This is a genomic window from Shinella granuli (assembly GCF_004341885.1).
Classification (GTDB): Bacteria; Pseudomonadota; Alphaproteobacteria; order Rhizobiales; family Rhizobiaceae; genus Shinella; species Shinella granuli.
Genome location: NZ_SLVX01000006.1, coordinates 21,201 through 39,992, shown reverse-complemented (window position 1 = coordinate 39,992; position 18,792 = coordinate 21,201). Strand labels below are relative to the sequence as shown.

Sequence of the window (18,792 nt, the reverse complement as noted above, 5' to 3'; positions counted from 1 at the left end):
GGGCTCCCACAAGACCCCGGACCGTCCCATCGTCCGTCTCTCCCTGATGCAGCGAAAAGAAAGAAATTTGCGTCCGTTGACAAAATTTGTGAGTTTCTTCTTCTATCTCCGTCTCTTTCAACAAGGAGACAGTAAGAATGAAACATTTTTCCTATACCGGCTCCGGACCTTATTGTTTTTCAAACGCCTTCGCCATGATGTTCGGCGAAATGTCGCCGCCGCCCAATGTAATTGAATTTGCAACGAGCAGCGCTTTCGGCATGCATTTGCTCGGGGGGACCCTACCGTTTTTCGATCCCTATGGCTGGACGCCGGAAGCAAGCTTCGACGATGCCTTGGCGGCACTGGGCTGGGCATCCGACCTCGTGCGCGGCGACGATCCGCAATCGGCGCTTAGCACGCTCAAGGCGGCGCTGGCCGATGGGCCGGTCTGGATCGGCCCCGTGGAGATGGGCCATCTCGGGCACCAGCCGGGACGGGTGGGACCGATCGGGGCGGATCACTATGTCGTCGTCATCGAGATGGATGAGACATCGGTCCTGATGCACGATCCGGAGGGCTATCCCTATGCGCGGCTGCCGCTCGACCTTTTCCTGAAGGCCTGGCGCATGGAAACCCTCGACTACGGCACACCCTTCACCCTGCGTTGCGGCTTCCGCCGGATCACCGCGCGCTCCGGCGCGGATGTCATCCGCGCTGCCCTGCCCGCCGCGCGCAAATGGCTGTCCTGCACCGGCACCAGCGAGGTGCCGCCGGGGACGATCGGCAACGGCGAGGCGGCCGAGGCTCTTGCGGCCATGGTCGAAAAGGACATGAAGGAGGACCTGCGCAACCACCTCATCCATTTCGCCGTCCGGGTCGGCGCCCGCCGCACCGCGGACGCCGCCACCTGCCTCATGCAGATCGGCGAGACGCGGGCAGCGGCGATCCTCGACCGGCAGGCCCGGCTCATCGGCTCCCTGCAATATCCGCTGGTCAACCGGGACGATGCAACCGCCGCCGCGCACCTGCGGGCGCTCGCCCCGACTTACGACGCCCTCCTTGAGGCCCTGCCGACCTGACCGCTCCAACTTTTGTTCTAACGCAATTCCGGACGCAAACCGCTGCGCACTTCTGCTGGAACCGCACGAACCTCGCCGCAGGTGCCTCAACGATGGCGGCCGGGGACCAGTGTCACCGACGTCATCACCTCCGCGACCGCGCGGGCCTGTTCGTCCTCGGTGGCGGACAGGCCCGTGATAACCGCCGCGACATCCTCCCGCAGCTTGTCCTGGCTCATCTTGTGCGCCGCATCCATCCTGTCGATCACAACCGAGAAGGAAGCGGTGCCGCGAGCATACATCTCCACCACCGCCGCGCTGATACCCGACAGGCGCCAGCCGGTGCCGAGCCTTGCCTCGAAATGCTCCACCGTACGCTCCAGCACGCGGCGGTTTTCCGCCGCATCGCGTGCATGAGCGAGCCGGCCCCGCACCTGCACCGCCGAATAGTTCCAGGTGGGCACATCCTCCTCCATGCGGTAATGGCCGGGGCTGACATAGGCATCCGGTCCCCGGAAGAGCAGGAGCACCATCTCGTCATCCGCGATGGCGCGCCAATGGGGATTGGCCCGCGCCATGTGCGCGATCAGGCGCTGTCCCGATGGATCATCCGGGTCGAACAGCACGGGCACGGCGGTCGCCTGCAATCCTTCGGACGGGCTGTGCGAGACCAGCGTCGCCAGCCCGTAGCGCGCGATGGCGGCACGCATGTCGCGTTCATCCGCCATGGCGAAATGCCGGGACGTGTACATCAGCCGCGGCCGCCGCGCACCGCCAGCCGCCGCCAGCTTTCAACGCTCGGCGGCCCGGCGGCGACGGAGAGCGACACCGTCCTGTCGATCTCGTAGACGACGGCGCCGACCGTCATCTGCCGCATGAGGCCGAGCCTGGTATCGCTGCGCGGCGGACCCTTCGGCACGATGGAGACGGCGCCGCCCTTGCGCTGCGCCGCAAGGGCGCGTCTTGCGGTCTCGGCATCCGCCGGCCCGCGCGAGAAATCGGTGTGCAGGCTGCGAAGGCGGGTTCGCGAATCGCCGCTGCCCTCCAGCCTGGCATTCGGCGCAACGCACGTGTTGGCGAGCGGGTGGTTGGTGTGGAGCGAGAGGCCACCGGCAATGGCGATTTCGGCAACACTGCCGGCCGCGCATTCGAGCGTGCGGATGCCGTCGCGGTCGCCGATCTGGTAGGTCTGACCGGAGGCATGCGGGACGCGGGAAAGGAAGTCCGCGGCCGCGGCCGCGTTTTCCTGCGCCAGCGCGCCGCGCATGGCAAAGGAGACGGGAAGCCCGCACGGGCTGTAGTCGAGCTGGGCGAGCGTGTTGACGCAGATGCCGAGGCCGCGGCCGGAGATGCCCATCAGGCCGATCAGGCCGGCGGAGGTGTAGACCAGCGTTTCGCTGTCGCCGTCATCGAGCCGCAGCACGGCCTGCGCGCCATCGTGCCAGCGCGGCAGGTCCATGGTCTGGCCGACAATCGTGCCGCGTCCCGCCACCGGCGCGACGGCAAGGCTGCTGCAATGGCCCTCGCCGTCGAAGCCGCCGAACCACCATTCCTCGTCCATAAGCTGGAGGGCATAGGCGGTCTCCTCGGAAATGCCGGCACCTTCCGCAATGCCGCGCACCTCCTACAGGAGATCCGGCACATGGGCGGCGATCGCCGTGCGGAAGTCCGTCACCGACAGGAAGACGGGCAGGAAGGCCGCCGCCGACCGGCCATAGGCCTTGCCGATCGCCGCCTGCCAGCGCTCGACCTTGCCCGCGATCGTGCCGCGCAGCGCCTCGCCATGCGCCCGCCCGCGGGCAAGCGGCGCCTTCGGGCAATCGATGACGGGAAGATCTTCGGTACGCATGGTTTCCTCCAGACAGGACACGGCCGTCGGGGCGCGGAAAGCCCCGACGCAAGCTCCGGGATCAGTCCTTCTTCACGCCCCAGGCCCGCTCCTTGTCGGCCGCCCAGACGTCGAAGCCTTCGATCCTGGCGCCCACCGCCGCGACGACGGGCTCATAATAGAGGCCGAAGATCGGCAGGTCCTTCGCCATCAGCGCGTGGATTTCCTTGAAAACGGCCTTGCGCGCCTCGAAATCCGTCGTCTTGGTCGATTTCAGGTAAAGCTGCCAGGCCTCGGGATTGTCCCATTGTGCCGTCGGCTCGGCCTTCTTGTCGCCGATGATGACGCCGTAGAACTGCGAAGGATCGAGGCGGGCGGAATAGCCGAAGGACTGCATCTGGAACTTGCCGGCGAGGTAATTGTCGAGCTGCGCGGCCCAGTCCAGCACTTCCAGCTCGGCATTGATGCCGGCGCCGGCCAGCATGGCCTGCACCAGGATGCTGTTTTCATACATGCCCTGATAGCGGGTGTTGGTCTGGATTTTTATCACTTCGCCCTTGTAGCCGGCTTCAGCCAGCAGCGCCTTGGCGGCCTCCGGATCGTATTCCGGCCATTTCAGGAAATCCTCATCGAAGAAGGCACTCGCCTGCGGCACGCCGGAAGGGTTGAAATCGGCAAGGTTCGCCGTGCGGGCGGCGGCGATCTGCTTGAAATCGATGGCACGGGCGATCGCCTGGCGCAGCTTGACGTTCGACATCAACGGGTCGGTCGTCTGGATGAGCAGCGGCGTCAGGGAAAGGCCCGACGTCGTCATAACCTTCAGGCCGCGCGCCCTGGCATCCTCGATGCGCTGGGATTCGAAGTTCGGCAGCACGTCGATCTCGCCGGCGAAGAGCGCCGTCTCGGCGGCCGACGTATCGGGGATGATCAGGAATTTCGCTTCGTCGACCAGTGCCGTGCGGTCGCCGGCATAGCCGCTCGCCTTTTCCTTCGGCGGCGTGTAGCCGTCGTATTTCTCCAGCGTGATGTACTGGCTTCTCACCCATTCCTTCAGCTTGAAGGAGCCGCTGCCGATCGCGCTGCCGTCGATCCACTTGCCGTCCGGCCCGGCATTCTTGGGGCTGGCGACCCAGCCGTTGCACTGGATGTTGGCGAGCTGGGCGAGGAAGAGCGCGTTCGGCTCGTTGATGCGGAAGACGACGGTGCGGGGATCGGGCGTTTCCAGCGCCTCGACCTTCAGGCCCTGCGAACCGTCGAAGAAGCCGTTGCAGAACCATTCGGCGCCCGCCGCGACGCGGTGGTCCCAGTTCCATTTGATATCCGCCGACGTGACGGGATCGCCGTTATGGAAGGTCGCGCCCTCGCGGATGGTGAAGGTGTAGGCCCTGCCGTCCTCCGACACCGTCCAGCTCTCGGCGAGCGCGGGGCCGATGCTGAGATCGGCGCGGAAGCCGACCAGCGTCTCGAAGATATGGTGCAGCACGGTGTCGGTATTGGCGTCGCGGTCGATGCCTTCCGTGCCGCGGATATCGGCGTTGATGCGGATGTTCAGCGTTGCCGCCTCGGCCGAGGCGCCGAGCAGCAGGCCCGCGGCCAGCGCCGTCGAAATCAGGAATGTGCGTTTCATGGTGATCTCCTGGTGTTCCCCGCTTCGTTATCGTCAGGAGCGCTCGCGGATTGCGTCCAGCGTTTGTGCAAAGAAGTCCTTGACCTTGCCTATGAGCTGGCGGTCATCGTGGGTGATGCCCGGCACGATGTCGTGGCGCACGGCGATGCCGTGCTGCTCGAAGCTCTTCTTCAGCGCGCGCATGCGATCGTTGCGGTTGGCGCCGGCAAGGTCGGCGCCGGGCATGTACCAGGCGTCGTCGGGCGTGATGGTGATCTCCCAGGTCTCCCGGTCGTCGCCGCCGATCACCATCTGCACGGCGACCTTGCGGATTGCGTCGAGATCGACCGGCTTGCCGAAGACCTTCTCGAAATCGCGCAGGCCGACCCAGAAATCGTGGTCGAAATCGAGCAGCGTCACGACGCCGGGCGCGCCGATCGAGGCGGCGAGCAGGCGCTCGGGGTGGAGGTAGAGGAACCGGTGGGTGAAGTGCCCGCCGCCGGAAAAGCCGTACATCATCACCCGGTCGCCCGCGATGCGGTACTTTTCCTGCATCTCGGCGATCATATCGAGCATGACGGCGTCATAGTGCAGGTCGCCGTCCCGCAGCATCTTGTAGGAGGAGAGATCGCCCGGAAAGCAGATGTTCGCGGGAAACATCGGGCACAGCACGATGACGCCGTTGGCCTCGGCGAAATCGGCAAAGGCATCGCGATAGGCCTGCATGCCGCGCTCCGTGCCGTGCACGATGACGGCGAGCGGATAGGTCTTCTCGCCGTCCTCCTCGTAGTCGTCGGGCACATAGGCGCAATAGGGGAAGCGCGGGTCGAGCCGCGAGGCATAGACGGTCGTGTGGCCGAAATCGTAATAGGACAGTTTCCGGCCGTGACCGCTGACATTGCGCATGGATGGTCTCCTCTCCGTATCGAAAATCTATGAGCCCGCCGTACCCGACAGGAGGCGCGAACCGCCCGCGCCATCCGCGCCCGCGAAGGTGCGGTCGAGCAGCATGGCGGCGTCGAGCAGGCGGCGGGTATAGGGGTGCTCAGGCCGGTCGAAGACGTCGTCGCGCGTGCCGGTCTCGACGATGCGGCCGTTCTCCATCACCGCCACCCGGTCGGCCACCTGCTCGACCGCGCCGAGATCGTGCGAGACGAACAGGCAGGCGAAGCCGTAGCGGGCCTGAAGATCGCGGAAGAGCTTCAGGATCTGCTTCTGCACGGTCATGTCGAGCGCGGAGACGGGTTCGTCGGCGACGACGAAGGCGGGGCGGCTGACGATGGCGCGGGCGATCGCCACGCGCTGGCGCTGGCCGCCCGAAAGCTGGTGCGGGAAGCGGTCGGCGAGTTCCGGGGCAAGCCCGACCTCGGCAAAGACCTCCTCCACCCGCGCCTGCCGCTGTGCCCGGTCCAGCGCCGGATCGAGTTTCAACGGTTCGCCGACGATGCCGGCGATGCGCTGGCGCGGGTCGAGCGAGGAATAGGGATCCTGGAAGACGATCTGGATCGCCTGGCGCAGCGCCCGGCCGCCGGCATCGCTCCGGTAGGCGAGCGGCGCGCCGCGGAAGGCCATCGTGCCGCTGGAAGGCGTCACCAGCCCGACGATCGCCCGGCCGAGCGTCGTCTTGCCGGAGCCCGAAGCGCCGACCAGCGCCAGCGTCTCGCCGCGGTTGATGGCAAGATCGACGCCGTGCACGGCGCGCTTGCCCTCCGCCCGGCCGAAGAGCCTTGCGCGGCCGGGATAATCGATGACCACGTCCTTGAGCTCGATCAGCGGCTCGGCCGGCGCGCCCCCCGACCGACTGCCGCCGGCGCTGCGGCGCGGCAGGGCGTCGACGAGGCGCCGGGTGTAGTCGTGTTTCGGGGCGTGCAGCACCTCCCGGCTGTCGCCGTGCTCCACCGCCCTGCCCTTGTGCATGACGACGACGTTGCGGACATAGTGCGAGACCATGCCGAGGTCGTGGCTGATGAGGAGGACCGCGGTGTTGTTCTCCTGCGTCAGCTCCACCATCAGGTCGAGCACGTCGCGCTGGATCAGCGTGTCGAGCGCCGTCGTCGGCTCGTCGGCGATGAGCAGCGCCGGCTTCAGCAGCATGACGGAGGCGAGCATGATGCGCTGGCGCATGCCGCCGGAGAATTCGTGCGGGAAGGCGGCAAGGCAGCGTGCCGGATCCTGGATGCGGATGCGCTCCAGCATGGCAAGGCTCATGTCGCGGATCTCGGCCTTGCCGAGCTTCCTGTGCAGCGCCAGCCCCTCGGCCATCTGCCGGCCGATGGTCATGGCGGGGTTGAGCGAGACCATCGGCTCCTGGAACACCATGCCGATGCCGGCGCCGCGGATCTGCCGCAGCGTCTCCGGCGGGGCGCTGACGAGGTCCGTGCCCCTGAAGCGGATGCGGCTTTCCGGCGTCGCCATGAAGGGCGGCGGCAGGAGGCCGAGCACGGAGCGGGCGGCCATGGTCTTGCCGGAGCCGGATTCGCCGACCAGCGCCAGCATCTCGCCGGCCGGCAGGGCGAAGTCGAGGCGGTCGACCACGGTGAGGCCGGTCTGCCCCATGCGGACGGAAAGGTTTTCGACGGAAAGCACGGTCTCGATGCCAGCCATGGGATCAATCCTGCATCTTGGGGTCGAGCCAGTCGCGCACCGCATCGCCGAGCAGGTTCACGCCGAGCAGCGTGATGGAGATGCAGAGGCCGGGCAGGATGATGATATACGGCGCCTGGTTGATGTAGGGGCGGCCGGTGGAGAGCATGTTGCCCCAGCTCGGCGCCGGCGGCGGCACGCCGAGACCGAGGAAGGAGAGTGCGCTTTCCGACAGCACGACCCAGCCGAACATCGTCGTCGCCAGCACCATGATCGGCGCGAGACAGTTGGGCAGCACATGGCGCAGCATGGTGACGACGCCGCTGTTGCCGATCACCCGCGAGGCCTCGACGAATTCCCGCTCGCGGATCGACAGCACCGTGCCGCGCACCACGCGCACGGCGACGGGCATGTAGGCGATGCCGAGCGCCACGATGATGCCGTTGCGGCTGGCGCCGAACACCGCCATGAAGCCGAGCGCGAGCAGCAGGCCGGGAAAGGCGAGCAGCGCGTCGTTGACCATCATCAGGATGCGGTCCGTCCAGCCGCGCAGGAAGCCGGCGAGCACGCCGAGGACCGTGCCGAAGACGATGGCGAAGACCACGGTGGCGAAGGCGATCCAGGCGCTGGTGCGCGCGCCGTGGATCAGCCGGCTGAGGAGATCGCGGCCGAACTCGTCGGCACCGAGCAGGTGCGCCGCGGACGGGCCCTGGAAGCGGGCCATGAGATCGAGCTTCAGGGGATCGTAGGGCGCGAGCCACGGGCCGAAGACTGCGACGAGGAGAAGGAGGCCGACGACGAGGACGCCGATCAGGCCGTTGAAACGCAGTGCCGGAAGGCCGAATGCCCGCGCGATCATGCCGTCACCCTTGGATCGAGAAGCGGATAGAGGAGATCGACCAGCAGGTTGACCACCACGTAGAGGAAGGCGGTGAACAGCATGCAGCCCTGCACGACGGGATAGTCCCGGGCATAGATGCCATCCACCAGCAGACGGCCGAGGCCGGGAATGGTGAAGACGGTCTCGATGACGGCGATGTTGGCGAGCAGGCTGCCGAGCACGAGGCCGATCAGCGTCAGGGTGGGAGCGAAGGCGTTCTTGAAGGCATGGCGCCACATGACGGTCGCCTCCGAAAGCCCCTTGGCCCGCGCATGGGTGATGTATTCCAGCCGCGCCACCTCGATGGTGCTCGCCCGCGCCATGCGGGTGATCGAACCGGATTCCACCAGGACCAGCGTCACGACGGGCAGGATGATGTAGAGCAGCGCGCTGCCGAAATCGCGGCTGAACGGCACGTAGCCGACCACCGGCAACCAGCCGAGCTGCAGGCCGAAGATCAAGAGCAGCATCAGCCCGAGCCAGAAGCTGGGGATGGAGAGCAGCAGCGTTGAGGTGGCGATGACGGCAATGTCGCCGGCGCGGTTCTGCCGCCAGGCGGCGAACATGCCGGCCGGCACCGCGATCAGCGTCGCGAAGAAGACGGCGACGAGGACGATGGTGGCCGAGACGGAGAAGCGGTCCAGCATCAGCGGCAGCACCGGCTGGCGCGTCGCGATCGATCGGCCGAAATCGCCACTCAGCACGTCGCCGAGCCAGTAGAGATATTGCACGATGATCGGCTGGTCGAGGCCCATCTCGGCGCGCAGCGCCTCCAGCTGGCCGGGCTGGGCGAGGTCCCCCAGCATCAGGGCCGCCGGATCGCCGGGGATCGCCCGCATCAGCGCGAAGACGGTGACGGAGACGAGGAACAGCGTGGGGATCGCCGTGGCGATGCGGGTCAGGAGGAAGCGGACCATCGTTTCCCCCTGCCGAGCGTTTCATCGGCGGCGCCGGCCGCACGGGCGAAGGCGTCGTCGTCCATGGCCAGCTCATAGCGCGCGAAGGTGCGGTTGATCGCCGGCAGCGGGGCGATCTCCATGACGCCCTTCGCCGGCTCGCAGAGGATCATCGCCACCGTCGCCGAGAGATTGCCGCCCTCCTTGGCGAGCGGCGCGCGGCAGACGCAGAAGGGCGCGGCGAAATCGTCGAAGAAGGCGCGCTTCAGGTCCTCGACGCCGAGCTTGCCGCCGCTTTCCCGCAGGACCGTCAGGACGCGGTGATCGCGGTAGAGGCTGTCGGGCACATTGGCAAGGCCGGTTTCCTTTAGCTTGGAAAGGGCGACGGCGCTTTGCCAGTGGTTGGCATGCACGATCATGCCGTCCTGCGGGTAGATCGGGAAGGCCTCGTCCGGCGCGCATTCGAGATCGACCGCATAACCCTCGGCGGTGCTCAGCATCATGTTGTTGGAGCCGGATTTCGGCGTGATGGCGACGACGCGCAGCGCCATCGCGAAATGCCGCGCCTCCAGCGCCCGGCGGCGGATGAAGGGCAGCGGAATGCCCATCTCGCGATAATCGCGGTCGCTTTCGAGATAGTTGGCGGTGATCGTGATGCCGGCGGCGTTGAAGCCGCTGCGGGCAAGGCCGCCGGCCTCGGTGAAGGTCAGGATATCCGGCCCGTCGTCGCGCAGGATGCGCAGCACGACGGAGGTATCGGCGCATTCGGCGCGCCAGTCCCAGTTCTGGCCGTGGATGACCGTGCCGTCGCGCGTCACCTCCGGCAGCAGCACGGCGCCGGTGCAGCCGTCCGGCTCCTCGTCGGCAGCGCCCGCCTCCAGCCTTGCAAGCTGCAGCACCTCGGTGCGCGCATTGACGAGGACGATGGCCGAGAGGCCGATGCCCGCCCCTTCGGCGATGCCCTCCATCTCCGCCACCAGGTCCGGCGCCCAGTCGCGGATGCGCGGCAGGAAGGCGGCGACAAGGCGCTCGATATTGGCGTCGTCGAAGCCGAGCCTGTGGAGCTGGCTGGTGTAGAGGCCGGCCGAGAGGCGGATGCGCTCGCGCGCCTTCTCGCCGTACAGGCGGCCACGCTCGCGCGGCGGGCCGCTTATCTCGATGAGGGGAAAAGGGGTGATCTCTGCCATATGCCGCTGCCTCGGTTCCGTCTTTGATCGCAGCTTAATGTATTTTGTAGATATGAAAAGCACTAATTTTGGAAATTTACCGGGTCGCATTGCGTTGTGTTCGCGCTATAATGCGAATGATCATGAGGAACCCATGGACGACACGGACCTTTCGGACGCCGAGCAGGCGGACGGCCCCAGCACCCTGCAGCTCGATCTGGCCCGCCGGATCATCGACCGGATCCGCGATGCGGACCTGACGGTCGGCACCCGCATTTCGGCGCCCGAGCTGGCGCGGCTCTTCGGCGTGTCGCGCTCGCCGATAGCGGGCGCGCTCGACCTGCTCGTGGAAAAGGGCGTGCTGCAGCCGATGGAGAAACGAGGCCTGCGCGTCGCGCGCGACGTCTCGACGCTCGACCTTGCCGAAATCCTGCCGGTCTCGCCGATCGAGGACCTCTACCGGCGCATGCTGCGCGAGCGGGCACAGGGCGCCCTGCCGCAGGACGTGTCGGAGGCCGAGCTCATGCCGCGCTACGGCGTGTCGCGCGGCACCGTGCGCAAGCTCCTGATGCGCTTTGCCGCCGAGGGGCTGGCGCAGCGCCTGCCCGGCCATGGCTGGCGCTTCGTCGATACGCTGGTCGGCGACGACGCCTATCGGGAGAGCTACGAGTTCCGCACCATCGTCGAATGTTCGGCGCTGCGCACGCCGTATTTCAAGGTGGACAGGGAGATCGCCGCGCAGATCCGCCGCGCGCACGAGCGCATCCTTGGCGATCCCGCCAGCCGCTCGGGCAGCGACGAGTGGTTCCGCGTCAACGCCTTCTTCCACGAGAACCTTGCCGGCTTTTCCGGCAACCGGTTCCTCACCGACGCGATCCGCCACCAGAACAACCTGCGCCGCATGCAGGAATCGGCCGCCTTCTTCGAGCTGCCGGCCGAACGCATCGAGCAGTCCTGCCGCGAGCACCTCGCCATTCTCGACGCGGTGGAAAACGGCGATCTCGACTGGGCCGAGGCCCTGCTGCGCCAGCACCTGAAACAGGCGCTGGAATACGGCACGGGCGAACGCGACTGACCGCCGCACGCCCGGAGGAAGCAGCCCCGGTCACGGCTGCCTGCCCTCCATGACGATGGTCCATTCCTCGGTGAAGCGCTTGTGCCGGGCCGGGCGCGGCGATCCCGCGCCCGGTCGAAACCCTAGCGGCCGCGGCGGGCGTTTTCGGCAGGCAAGGGCAGGCCGCTGAAGGGCTTGATCTCCTTGAGGACGAAGGTGGTCTGCATCTCCTTGATGCCCGGCAGCCGCCGCACGACGCTCATGGCGAAGTCGGAATAGGTGTCGAGATCCTGCGAGACGACCTGCAGCAGGAAATCCGCATCCCCCGCGATGCTGTAGCAGGCAACAACGCAATCGAGCTTCATCACCGCGCTGGCAAAGGCCTCTGCCTCCGCCTCGGTGTGGCTGTCGATCTTGACGCGGATGAAGGCGAGGACCCCGAGGCCGATCTCCCGCCGCCCCAGCACCGCCATGTAGCGCTGGATGATCCCCTCGTCCTCCAGCTGCCGCACCCGCCGCCAGCACGGCGAGGCGGACATGCCCACCGTGCCCGAAAGCGCCTGATTGCTCAAGCGCCCGTCCTCCTGAAGCGCCTTCAGGATCCTCACATCCGATGCGGCGAGCGTATCCGGCATATCCTGCCCCTATGTTTGCTACAACGGGCAGAATCTACCTTTATTTCGCTCTTTCCAGCAAGATCAGAAAGAACCTGCCTGCCTTCCCCCTGTAGTCTTGCCGGCACCGCAACCAGGAGAAAGGCCATCATGCTTCAGGACATCCGCCTCGCCATCATCGTCAATCCCGACCTGCCGCCGGGCCATCTCGCCAATACGATCGCGGCCGTCTCGATCGGCATGGGGGCGGCCATGCCGGCGCTCGGCGCCCGCCAGCTCACCGACCGCCGACAGGCGACGATCGACATCAGCGCCAACAGGCCCGTGCCGGTGCTGCAGGCGAACAGCCGGACGATCGGCGCGCTGCTGGCCAAGGCGCTGCCGCGGCAGGACGGCCGCGTCATCGTCGCCTTCCCGTCCTTCGCGCGCGCACTGCACAGCTATGCCGACTACGAGGCGACGTTCCCCGAGCGCGATCTCGGCGAGGAGAGCATCGATGGGCTCGGGCTCGTCGGCGAAAGCCGATGGATCAAATCCCTGACGGGTTCCCTGAAACTGCTCCGCTGACAACTACGCCGCCGGCGGGCGGCCGACGGACACGAGGTTCTCCCAGCCCGCCATCGCGCAGTCGGCGATGGCCAGCAGCGTCTCGCGGGACGCGCCGTCGCGCGCCTGGATGGAGAGGCCGTGCTGCACGGTGACGACATAGGCCGTGATGGCTTCGACATCGGCCGCCGCGGGAAGGTCGCCCTCCGCAACCGCCCGCCGCAGGCGCTCGCGCAGCACGGCCGTGGTCGCCGCGCGATGGTGTTTCAGCGCCTCACATATGGAGGGACTGGACCCTTCCGTCTGCGGCGCGGACAACACGACCAGGCAGCCACGGCGCTTTTCGTCGCGCGCGAAGGCCTCGGCGGTGGCGCGCAGCAGGTGCGCACAGGCGGCTCGCGCGGTCGGGGCGGCCGGCACGCCTTCCCAGATGTCGCAGCCTTCCGTTGCGGAATAGAGCGCCAGCGCCTCCTGGAACAGCGCTTCCTTGCTGGTGAACGCCGCATAGAGGCTGGGCGCGTTGATGCCCATCGCCTCGGTGAGGTCCGCGAGCGAGGCGCGCTCATACCCCTTCGCCCAGAAGACCTCCATGGCCTTGCGCAGGGCCGCATCCCTGTCGAACGCCCGGGGTCGGCCGCGTGGCGCCATTCTCGCCTCCTTTTTGTATCGACCGATAAATAATTCACTTGACGCGCTTCGGCAAGACGGCCAGTAATTATGTATCGATCAATACAGAAAGGTAGGACATGGCAAATCTCGACGGAAAAACCGCCCTCGTCACCGGCGGCAGCAGGGGCATGGGCGCGGCGATCGCCCGGCGGCTGGCGCAGGAAGGCGCGCGCGTCACTCTCACCTATGCCAGCGCGGAGGCGGCAGCCGCGGCCACCGTTGCGGCCATCGAGGCCGCCGGCGGGAAGGCCGTCGCCATCAAGGCCGACAATCGCGACGCCGCGGCCCTTGCGGCGGCCGTCGACGCAACGGCGAAGGCCGGGGGCCGCATCGACATCCTCGTCAACAATGCCGGCATCTTCCATGCCGCGCCGCTCTCCGACCTGACGCTGGAGGATTTCGACCACACGATCGACGTCAATGTGCGCGCCGTCTTCGTCGCCACCCGGCAGGCCATCGCCCACATGCCCGATGGCGGCCGGATCATCACCATCGGCAGCAACCTGGCGCAGCGCGTGCCCTGGCCGGGCATCAGCCTCTATGCGCTGAGCAAGGCGGCGCTGTCAGGCTTCACGCGCGGCATCGCCCGCGACCTCGGGCCAAGAGGGATCACCGCCAACATCATCCATCCGGGCTCCACCGATACGGACATGAACCCGGCAACAGGGGAGACGGCGGACATGCAGCGCGCGACGATGGCGATCCCACGCTTCGGCAGCCCGGACGACATCGCGGCATTCGTCGCCTGGCTGGCGGGCCCGCAGGCCCGCTTCGTGACGGGCGCCGAACACGTCATCGACGGCGGCACCAACGCATAGGACGCGCGGCGCGCCTTTCATGGAAGACCCGGACAGCGGAAGCGGCCGATGCCCTTCCGCTGTTTTCGTGTGAAGGAAAACGCATAGCCGTAAGGCTTCCGGGCAGCGCGTTTCCGGCGCATTGACTTTTGTCAGCGACAATGAATAATGTCAGAACCCCTTCGCGAGAGACCCTCAATGCCCATCCGCGCCAACGACCAGATCATCCACAAGGCCGCCTGGCTCTATTATACGCATGGGCTGCGGCAGGATGAAGTGGCGCAGAAGCTGGAAATCTCCCGCGCCTCCATCGCCATGTATCTGCGCAAGGCGCGCGAGATGGGCATCGTCACCATCACCACCTCGACGGACCTCTTTTCCGACGACGTTCTCGCCCGCGAACTGGAGGACGCCACGGGGCTGACGACGGCCTGGCTGGTGCCGGAGGACCGGCAGGCCATGGACCCGGCCGCCGAAATGCCCGTTGTCGCCGCCTCGGTCTTCCTCGAACTCATCAACAAGGGCGACCGGATCGGCGTCGCCTGGGGCCGCACCGTCTATCACATCGCCGATGTCATGCCCTTCGCCGATCTCAGCGGCGTCACCGTCGTGCAACTCTGCGGCAATCTCGGCGCGCCCTATTCCTATCGTCCCGACCAGTGCACCACGGAAATCGCCCGCCGCCTCAATGCGGAGGGCATCAATTTCTACGCACCGCTCGTGCTGTCCTCCGAGCGGCTGGCCGAGGAGCTGCGCGGCGAGCCGGTCATCCGGGAACAGCTCGCGACGATTTCCGACTGCCAGCTCGCGCTCTATTCCGTCGGTGGCATCGAGGATGACAGCCATCTCGTCAAATGCGGTGCGCTCTCGGCCGCCGACATGCACGCGATGGGCGAGCGGGGCGCGGCCGGCGTCATCGCCGGGCAGCTCATCGACCACGACGGCCAGTGGATGGACTGCGAGCACAACCGGCGCTGCATCTCCGCCGACCTCGCCTCCATCCGCGCGATCCGCAAGCGCATGCTCGTCGTGCAGGAGGACAGCAAGTTCGAGCCGCTGATGGCGGCGCTGAAGGGCGGCTTCGCCTCGCATCTCATCGTCACGGCATCGATGGCGCGGCGGGTGCTGGACCGCTGGAACCGCGAGGGGCTCGGCAAGGCCGGGCGCTGAGCCAGGAAAATATGCGGTCCGCCGATGCCGGCCGGGCCGGTTTATCGGGAGGCTGAACACGATGGAAAATCTCTGGCGCGACGACGAGGCGGAACAGGTCGTCGCCGGCTATGCGGCAAAGGGCGTCAACCGCGACCTGGCGCTGCGCACCTATACGACGCGGCTTCTCGGCGGCGAGCCGCGGCTCGTGCTGCATGGCGGCGGCAACACCTCGGTGAAGACGGAGATGACCGACCTCGTCGGCGACGTGCATGCCGTGCTCTGCGTCAAGGGCAGCGGCTGGGACATGGGCACGATTGAGCCGCCGGGCCTGCCCGCGGTGAAGATCGGCCCGCTGCTGAAGAGCCGCAAGCTCGCAAAACTCTCGGACGAGGACATGGTGACGCTGCTGCGCGCCAACCTCATCGATCCCGGCGCGCCGAACCCGTCCGTCGAGGCGCTGCTGCACGCCTTCCTGCCGCACAAGTTCGTCGACCACACCCATTCGACCGCCATCCTCGCCATCGCCGACCAGGCGGAGAGCGCAAGCATGTGCGCCGAGCTCTTCGGCAGGAAGATGGGCTTCGTGCCCTATATCATGCCCGGCTTCGCCCTCGCCAAGGCGGCCGCCGAGGTGTTCGACCGGGATCCGACGGTCGAGGGCCTGATCCTCGACAAGCACGGCATCTTCACCTTCGGCGAGACGGCGAAGGAAGCCTATGACCGGATGATCCACCATGTCACGCTGGCCGAGGATCATGTGAAGCGGAACGGCCGCAACCCGTTTACGCCGGCCGCCCTTCCCGCCGCGCTCGCCGACCCCGGCGACATCGCGCCGATGCTGCGCGGCGCCGTCGCCGTCGACAGGGGCGAAGGCCGCTACGACCGCATGGTCAGCGTCTTCCGCGCCTCCCCGGCGATCCTTGATTTCGTCAACGCGGCGCAAGTCGCGGACATGGCCGCCCGCGGCGTCTCGACGCCCGACCTCTCGATCCGCATCAAGACGGGGCCGATGGTGCTGCCGGCCCCGGCGAAGGACGACCTTGCGGGCTATCGCGCCGTGATCGACGAACGGGTCGCCGCCTTCGCGGCCGACTACACCGACTATTTCCGCAGCAACGACGCCCGCGACGACGTCAAGCGCATCATGCTCGATCCGATGCCGCGCCTGACGCTGGTGCCCGGCCTCGGCATGTTCGGCCATGGCCGCACCTACAAGGACGCGACGATTGCCGTCGATGTCGGCGAGATGTGGATCGAGGCGGCGCGCGACGCGGAAGCCCTTGGCCGCTTCGAGCCGGTCAGCCGGCCGGACCTCTTCGACCTCGAATACTGGTCGCTGGAGCAGGCGAAGCTGGCGGGCGCCAGGCCGAAGCCGTTCACCGGCCAGGTCGTGCTCGTCACCGGCGGCGCGGGCGCCATCGGCGCGGCGATCGTCAAGGCCTTCGTGGCGGAAGGCGCGCATGCCGTCGTGCTCGACCTCGACGGCGGGAAGGCGGCCGCGGTGGCGAAGGCCGCCGGCAACCATTCGATCGGCATCGCCGCCGACATCACCGATCCCGCCTGCGTGCGCGCCGCCTTCGATCAGGCCGTCGCCACCTTCGGCGGCGTCGACATCGTCGTCTCCAATGCGGGCGCGGCATGGGAAAGCCCGATCGCCACGATGGACGACGCGCTGCTGCGCAAGAGCTTCGAATTGAACTTCTTCGCCCACCAGAGCGTCGCGCAGAACGCCGTGCGCATCATGAAGGCGCAGAAGACCGGCGGCGTGCTGCTCTTTAACGCCTCCAAGCAGGCGGTCAATCCGGGGGCGAAATTCGGCGCCTACGGCCTGCCCAAGGCCGCGACGCTGTTCCTCTCGCGGCAATACGCGCTGGAGCACGGCGCCGACCATATCCGCGTCAACGCCGTCAACGCCGACCGTATCCGCTCGGGCCTGCTCAATGACGAGATGATCGAGAGCCGCGCCGCGGCCCGCGGCCTTTCCGTCAAGGACTATATGGGCGGCAACCTGCTCGGCCTCGAAGTGACCGCGGACGACGTCGCCCGCGCCTTCGTGCACCACGCGCTCGCCGAACGCACGACCGCCGACGTGACCACCGTCGACGGCGGCAATATCGCGGCAGCGATGCGCTGAGCTATCGAAGAGAGAAGACAAAGGGGCGACTTGCGGCTCGCCCCGAAACCCTATCGAAGAAGCCGGCGCTCGAGAAACGACTGCATGTCCCGGCGGCCGTCGACGACACAATAGATGACGACGTCCGATCCCATGATGCGGTAGATCACGCGCCAGGGTTTGTGATGGATCTCGCGATAGTCGCTGATCCCGATGGAAACCAATTCCTTCGGGATGTTCCCGCGCTCCGGGAATTCTTCGAGGCTCATCGCGGCCGCCTCGACCTCGCCGAGAATGCGCTCGGCGGTTTCTGCCCCGTCGCGGCGCGCGATGAAGCGATAGAGGTCTTCGATATCCCGTTCGGCGTCCTCGGAGAGAAGAACGCGCCAGCCCATCAGCGTTCGGCGAGGCGCCGGCGGATCTGCGGGAAGGCTTCGCCGGCGGGGCGCACCTTGCCCTCGTCCACCTGGCGATTGGTCAGCGCCAGCACCTTGAGGAGGGCCAGGGTCTCCTGGGTCTCTTCATATTGGCCGACGTCCTGAAGCACGGCCTTGGCCTCGCCATGCACGGTCAGCACCACGGGCCTGCGGGTTTCCGCCAGCGAGCGGACGACCTCCGGCGCATGCGCCTTCAAGTAGCTGATCGGCCGGACCTGTTCGGAAAGCTTCATCGCGACGGCTCCTTTGGACCAAATATAGTCCTTTAAATGGTCCGGGACAACCTTGGGCCGAATGGAAAGGGCGGCCTTGTGGACCGCCCTTCCTCAATCACAACGTGCCCGAAAATCAGGGCTTCGGCATCCAGGCCGGCATGGCGACGTCGGCATGGGCGAACTGCGGCAGCTTGGCGCCGAGCTCCTCCATGTTCTTGATGTCCTGGTCGTTGAGGTCCTGCTGGGTGATCAGCGTTGGCGGGACGATGACCTGCTTGCCGGGATCCTCGCCGGCGAGCAGCATGGCCAGCGAGCGGACGGAGACCTGGCCGACCACGGCCGGGTTCGTCGCGGCCGTCGCCACCCAGGCGGAGCCGGATTCGCGCATGGCGGCGATATCGGAGGTCGAGATGTCGGCGGAGTAGATCTTCACGCTGGAGGAGAGGCCCGCCTCGTCGACGGCGATCTTCACGCCCTTGGCGAATTCGTCATAGGGGGCGAACATCACGGTGATGTCGGGATTGGCGGAGATCACCGAGCGGGCCTGGTTGGCGACCGAGTTGGCGATCGGGTTGTCCATCGTGCCGAACTGGGCGGCCTCGTTGATGCCCGGATACTTCGCCTTGAATTCCTTCCAGGTCTCGTCGCGGCGGTCGAGCGGCGCGATCCCGGCGACGTAGACATAGCCCGCCTTGAAGCTCTCGCCATTGTCCTTGATCGCCTGCTCGAGGGCCAGGCGCGCGAGGTCGCGGTCGGACTGCTCGATCTGCGGGATCTTCTCGTTCTCGACGTTGACGTCGAAGGCGACGACCTTGATGCCGGCGTCGACCGCGCGCTGGGCGGCCTCCTTCATGGATTCCGTCAGGCCGTGCTGGATGATGATGCCCTGAACACCGAGCGCGATCGCCTGGTCGACCATGTCGGCCTGGAGGGCCGCGTCCTGGCGGCTGTCGAAGACCTGCAACTCCACGCCGATGGCTTTCGCCTGCGCCTCGACGCCGGCGAGATAGGACTGGAAGAAGTCGCCGGTCGAAAGGTAGCGCACGAGCGCGATCTTCACGTCGCCCGGCTTGTCGAAGGGCGCCGGCATGTCGGCGGCGAAGGACGGCACGGCGAAGGCCGCCGCGCCCATCAGCCCGAGCGTTATCCTGCCCAGGGTTCTGCGAGTAAGGTTCATGTCAGTCTCCTCCACTGGT

Annotated in this window: 20 protein-coding genes; 6 read left to right on the top strand and 14 right to left on the bottom strand. The window is 67.0% G+C overall.

The features are described 5' to 3' along the window. Window positions 1-137: 137 nt before the first annotated feature. Window positions 138-1,061 (top strand): cysteine peptidase family C39 domain-containing protein, encoded by a 924-nt coding sequence (locus tag EV665_RS11795; RefSeq protein ID WP_133034275.1) that lies wholly within the window; start codon window positions 138-140, stop codon window positions 1,059-1,061. 86 nt (window positions 1,062-1,147) lie between these two features. On the opposite strand, the gene EV665_RS11790 is transcribed toward EV665_RS11795, so the two are convergent. The 9 genes from EV665_RS11790 to EV665_RS11755 all read right to left on the bottom strand — a co-directional run bounded on the left by EV665_RS11790 (window position 1,148) and on the right by EV665_RS11755 (window position 10,020). Then, window positions 1,148-1,792, bottom strand: coding sequence for an FMN-binding negative transcriptional regulator (locus EV665_RS11790; protein WP_133034274.1), 645 nt, complete (start codon window positions 1,790-1,792; stop codon window positions 1,148-1,150). Further along, window positions 1,792-2,661, bottom strand: a complete 870-nt coding sequence (locus EV665_RS11785; RefSeq protein ID WP_245507700.1) for a C45 family autoproteolytic acyltransferase/hydrolase — start codon at window positions 2,659-2,661, stop codon at window positions 1,792-1,794. Before EV665_RS11785 ends, EV665_RS11790 begins: the two co-directional genes overlap by 1 nt. Window positions 2,662-2,664: 3 nt before the next feature. Continuing rightward, the gene (locus EV665_RS32835; protein ID WP_245507699.1) at window positions 2,665-2,889 is read right to left on the bottom strand and encodes a hypothetical protein; all 225 of its coding nucleotides are present in this window, start codon (window positions 2,887-2,889) and stop codon (window positions 2,665-2,667) included. A 61-nt stretch (window positions 2,890-2,950) separates the two neighbouring features. Next, a complete protein-coding gene (locus EV665_RS11780; protein WP_064329107.1) occupies window positions 2,951-4,495 on the bottom strand; it encodes an ABC transporter substrate-binding protein in 1,545 nt (514 codons plus the stop codon). Between the two features lie 33 nt (window positions 4,496-4,528). Next, the gene (locus EV665_RS11775; protein ID WP_133034273.1) at window positions 4,529-5,380 is read right to left on the bottom strand and encodes an alpha/beta hydrolase; all 852 of its coding nucleotides are present in this window, start codon (window positions 5,378-5,380) and stop codon (window positions 4,529-4,531) included. Between the two features lie 27 nt (window positions 5,381-5,407). After that, on the bottom strand, window positions 5,408-7,078 hold the full coding sequence (locus EV665_RS11770; protein WP_133034272.1) for an ABC transporter ATP-binding protein: 1,671 nt from the start codon (window positions 7,076-7,078) through the stop codon (window positions 5,408-5,410). Window positions 7,079-7,082: 4 nt separating this feature from the next. Then, window positions 7,083-7,916 carry an ABC transporter permease gene (locus tag EV665_RS11765; protein ID WP_133034271.1) on the bottom strand — a complete coding sequence of 278 codons (834 nt, stop codon included), beginning with the start codon at window positions 7,914-7,916 and terminating at the stop codon, window positions 7,083-7,085. Next, on the bottom strand, window positions 7,913-8,854 hold the full coding sequence (locus EV665_RS11760; protein ID WP_064329103.1) for an ABC transporter permease: 942 nt from the start codon (window positions 8,852-8,854) through the stop codon (window positions 7,913-7,915). The genes EV665_RS11765 and EV665_RS11760 overlap by 4 nt, the downstream gene beginning before the upstream one ends. Next, a complete protein-coding gene (locus EV665_RS11755; protein WP_133034270.1) occupies window positions 8,836-10,020 on the bottom strand; it encodes a C45 family autoproteolytic acyltransferase/hydrolase in 1,185 nt (394 codons plus the stop codon). Before EV665_RS11755 ends, EV665_RS11760 begins: the two co-directional genes overlap by 19 nt. A gap of 133 nt (window positions 10,021-10,153) precedes the next feature. Between EV665_RS11755 and EV665_RS11750 the strand changes: the two genes are divergently transcribed. Next, window positions 10,154-11,074: a GntR family transcriptional regulator gene (locus EV665_RS11750; protein WP_162853042.1), complete on the top strand. Its 921-nt coding sequence runs from the start codon at window positions 10,154-10,156 to the stop codon at window positions 11,072-11,074. 122 nt (window positions 11,075-11,196) lie between these two features. Here EV665_RS11750 and EV665_RS11745 read toward each other — a convergent pair whose 3' ends face one another. Then, window positions 11,197-11,688 (bottom strand): Lrp/AsnC family transcriptional regulator, encoded by a 492-nt coding sequence (locus EV665_RS11745; RefSeq protein ID WP_133034268.1) that lies wholly within the window; start codon window positions 11,686-11,688, stop codon window positions 11,197-11,199. A 129-nt stretch (window positions 11,689-11,817) separates the two neighbouring features. Here EV665_RS11745 and EV665_RS11740 point away from each other — a divergent pair, with 129 nt between their 5' ends. Beyond that, window positions 11,818-12,234 (top strand): DUF2000 domain-containing protein, encoded by a 417-nt coding sequence (locus EV665_RS11740; RefSeq protein ID WP_133034267.1) that lies wholly within the window; start codon window positions 11,818-11,820, stop codon window positions 12,232-12,234. Between the two features lie 3 nt (window positions 12,235-12,237). On the opposite strand, the gene EV665_RS11735 is transcribed toward EV665_RS11740, so the two are convergent. Further along, on the bottom strand, window positions 12,238-12,861 hold the full coding sequence (locus EV665_RS11735) for a TetR/AcrR family transcriptional regulator (protein ID WP_133034266.1): 624 nt from the start codon (window positions 12,859-12,861) through the stop codon (window positions 12,238-12,240). A gap of 98 nt (window positions 12,862-12,959) precedes the next feature. Between EV665_RS11735 and EV665_RS11730 the strand changes: the two genes are divergently transcribed. The 3 genes from EV665_RS11730 to EV665_RS11720 all read left to right on the top strand — a co-directional run bounded on the left by EV665_RS11730 (window position 12,960) and on the right by EV665_RS11720 (window position 16,965). Then, complete coding sequence (locus EV665_RS11730) at window positions 12,960-13,700, top strand: SDR family NAD(P)-dependent oxidoreductase (protein WP_133034265.1); 741 nt, start codon at window positions 12,960-12,962, stop codon at window positions 13,698-13,700. Between the two features lie 177 nt (window positions 13,701-13,877). Continuing rightward, the gene (locus tag EV665_RS11725; protein WP_064329097.1) at window positions 13,878-14,849 is read left to right on the top strand and encodes a sugar-binding transcriptional regulator; all 972 of its coding nucleotides are present in this window, start codon (window positions 13,878-13,880) and stop codon (window positions 14,847-14,849) included. Window positions 14,850-14,910: 61 nt separating this feature from the next. Continuing rightward, on the top strand, window positions 14,911-16,965 hold the full coding sequence (locus EV665_RS11720; RefSeq protein ID WP_133034264.1) for a bifunctional aldolase/short-chain dehydrogenase: 2,055 nt from the start codon (window positions 14,911-14,913) through the stop codon (window positions 16,963-16,965). 50 nt (window positions 16,966-17,015) lie between these two features. Here EV665_RS11720 and EV665_RS11715 read toward each other — a convergent pair whose 3' ends face one another. The 3 genes from EV665_RS11715 to EV665_RS11705 all read right to left on the bottom strand — a co-directional run bounded on the left by EV665_RS11715 (window position 17,016) and on the right by EV665_RS11705 (window position 18,773). Then, on the bottom strand, window positions 17,016-17,339 hold the full coding sequence (locus EV665_RS11715) for a type II toxin-antitoxin system RelE/ParE family toxin (protein WP_133034263.1): 324 nt from the start codon (window positions 17,337-17,339) through the stop codon (window positions 17,016-17,018). After that, window positions 17,339-17,614 (bottom strand): type II toxin-antitoxin system Phd/YefM family antitoxin, encoded by a 276-nt coding sequence (locus EV665_RS11710; RefSeq protein WP_133034262.1) that lies wholly within the window; start codon window positions 17,612-17,614, stop codon window positions 17,339-17,341. Before EV665_RS11710 ends, EV665_RS11715 begins: the two co-directional genes overlap by 1 nt. Window positions 17,615-17,729: 115 nt before the next feature. After that, complete coding sequence (locus EV665_RS11705) at window positions 17,730-18,773, bottom strand: substrate-binding domain-containing protein (protein WP_133034261.1); 1,044 nt, start codon at window positions 18,771-18,773, stop codon at window positions 17,730-17,732. Between the last annotated feature and the right edge of the window lie 19 nt (window positions 18,774-18,792).

Bases quoted from the DNA above. Each gene is read 5' to 3' on its own strand.
- EV665_RS11795 (WP_133034275.1), top strand. From the start codon at position 138: ATGAAACATTTTTCCTATACCGGCTCCGGACCTTATTGTTTTTCAAAC.
- EV665_RS11790 (WP_133034274.1), bottom strand. From the start codon at position 1,792: ATGTACACGTCCCGGCATTTCGCCATGGCGGATGAACGCGACATGCGT.
- EV665_RS32835 (WP_245507699.1), bottom strand. From the start codon at position 2,889: ATGCGTACCGAAGATCTTCCCGTCATCGATTGCCCGAAGGCGCCGCTT.
- EV665_RS11780 (WP_064329107.1), bottom strand. From the start codon at position 4,495: ATGAAACGCACATTCCTGATTTCGACGGCGCTGGCCGCGGGCCTGCTG.
- EV665_RS11775 (WP_133034273.1), bottom strand. From the start codon at position 5,380: ATGCGCAATGTCAGCGGTCACGGCCGGAAACTGTCCTATTACGATTTC.
- EV665_RS11770 (WP_133034272.1), bottom strand. From the start codon at position 7,078: ATGGCTGGCATCGAGACCGTGCTTTCCGTCGAAAACCTTTCCGTCCGC.
- EV665_RS11765 (WP_133034271.1), bottom strand. From the start codon at position 7,916: ATGATCGCGCGGGCATTCGGCCTTCCGGCACTGCGTTTCAACGGCCTG.
- EV665_RS11760 (WP_064329103.1), bottom strand. From the start codon at position 8,854: ATGGTCCGCTTCCTCCTGACCCGCATCGCCACGGCGATCCCCACGCTG.
- EV665_RS11755 (WP_133034270.1), bottom strand. From the start codon at position 10,020: ATGGCAGAGATCACCCCTTTTCCCCTCATCGAGATAAGCGGCCCGCCG.
- EV665_RS11750 (WP_162853042.1), top strand. From the start codon at position 10,154: ATGGACGACACGGACCTTTCGGACGCCGAGCAGGCGGACGGCCCCAGC.
- EV665_RS11745 (WP_133034268.1), bottom strand. From the start codon at position 11,688: ATGCCGGATACGCTCGCCGCATCGGATGTGAGGATCCTGAAGGCGCTT.
- EV665_RS11740 (WP_133034267.1), top strand. From the start codon at position 11,818: ATGCTTCAGGACATCCGCCTCGCCATCATCGTCAATCCCGACCTGCCG.
- EV665_RS11735 (WP_133034266.1), bottom strand. From the start codon at position 12,861: ATGGCGCCACGCGGCCGACCCCGGGCGTTCGACAGGGATGCGGCCCTG.
- EV665_RS11730 (WP_133034265.1), top strand. From the start codon at position 12,960: ATGGCAAATCTCGACGGAAAAACCGCCCTCGTCACCGGCGGCAGCAGG.
- EV665_RS11725 (WP_064329097.1), top strand. From the start codon at position 13,878: ATGCCCATCCGCGCCAACGACCAGATCATCCACAAGGCCGCCTGGCTC.
- EV665_RS11720 (WP_133034264.1), top strand. From the start codon at position 14,911: ATGGAAAATCTCTGGCGCGACGACGAGGCGGAACAGGTCGTCGCCGGC.
- EV665_RS11715 (WP_133034263.1), bottom strand. From the start codon at position 17,339: ATGGGCTGGCGCGTTCTTCTCTCCGAGGACGCCGAACGGGATATCGAA.
- EV665_RS11710 (WP_133034262.1), bottom strand. From the start codon at position 17,614: ATGAAGCTTTCCGAACAGGTCCGGCCGATCAGCTACTTGAAGGCGCAT.
- EV665_RS11705 (WP_133034261.1), bottom strand. From the start codon at position 18,773: ATGAACCTTACTCGCAGAACCCTGGGCAGGATAACGCTCGGGCTGATG.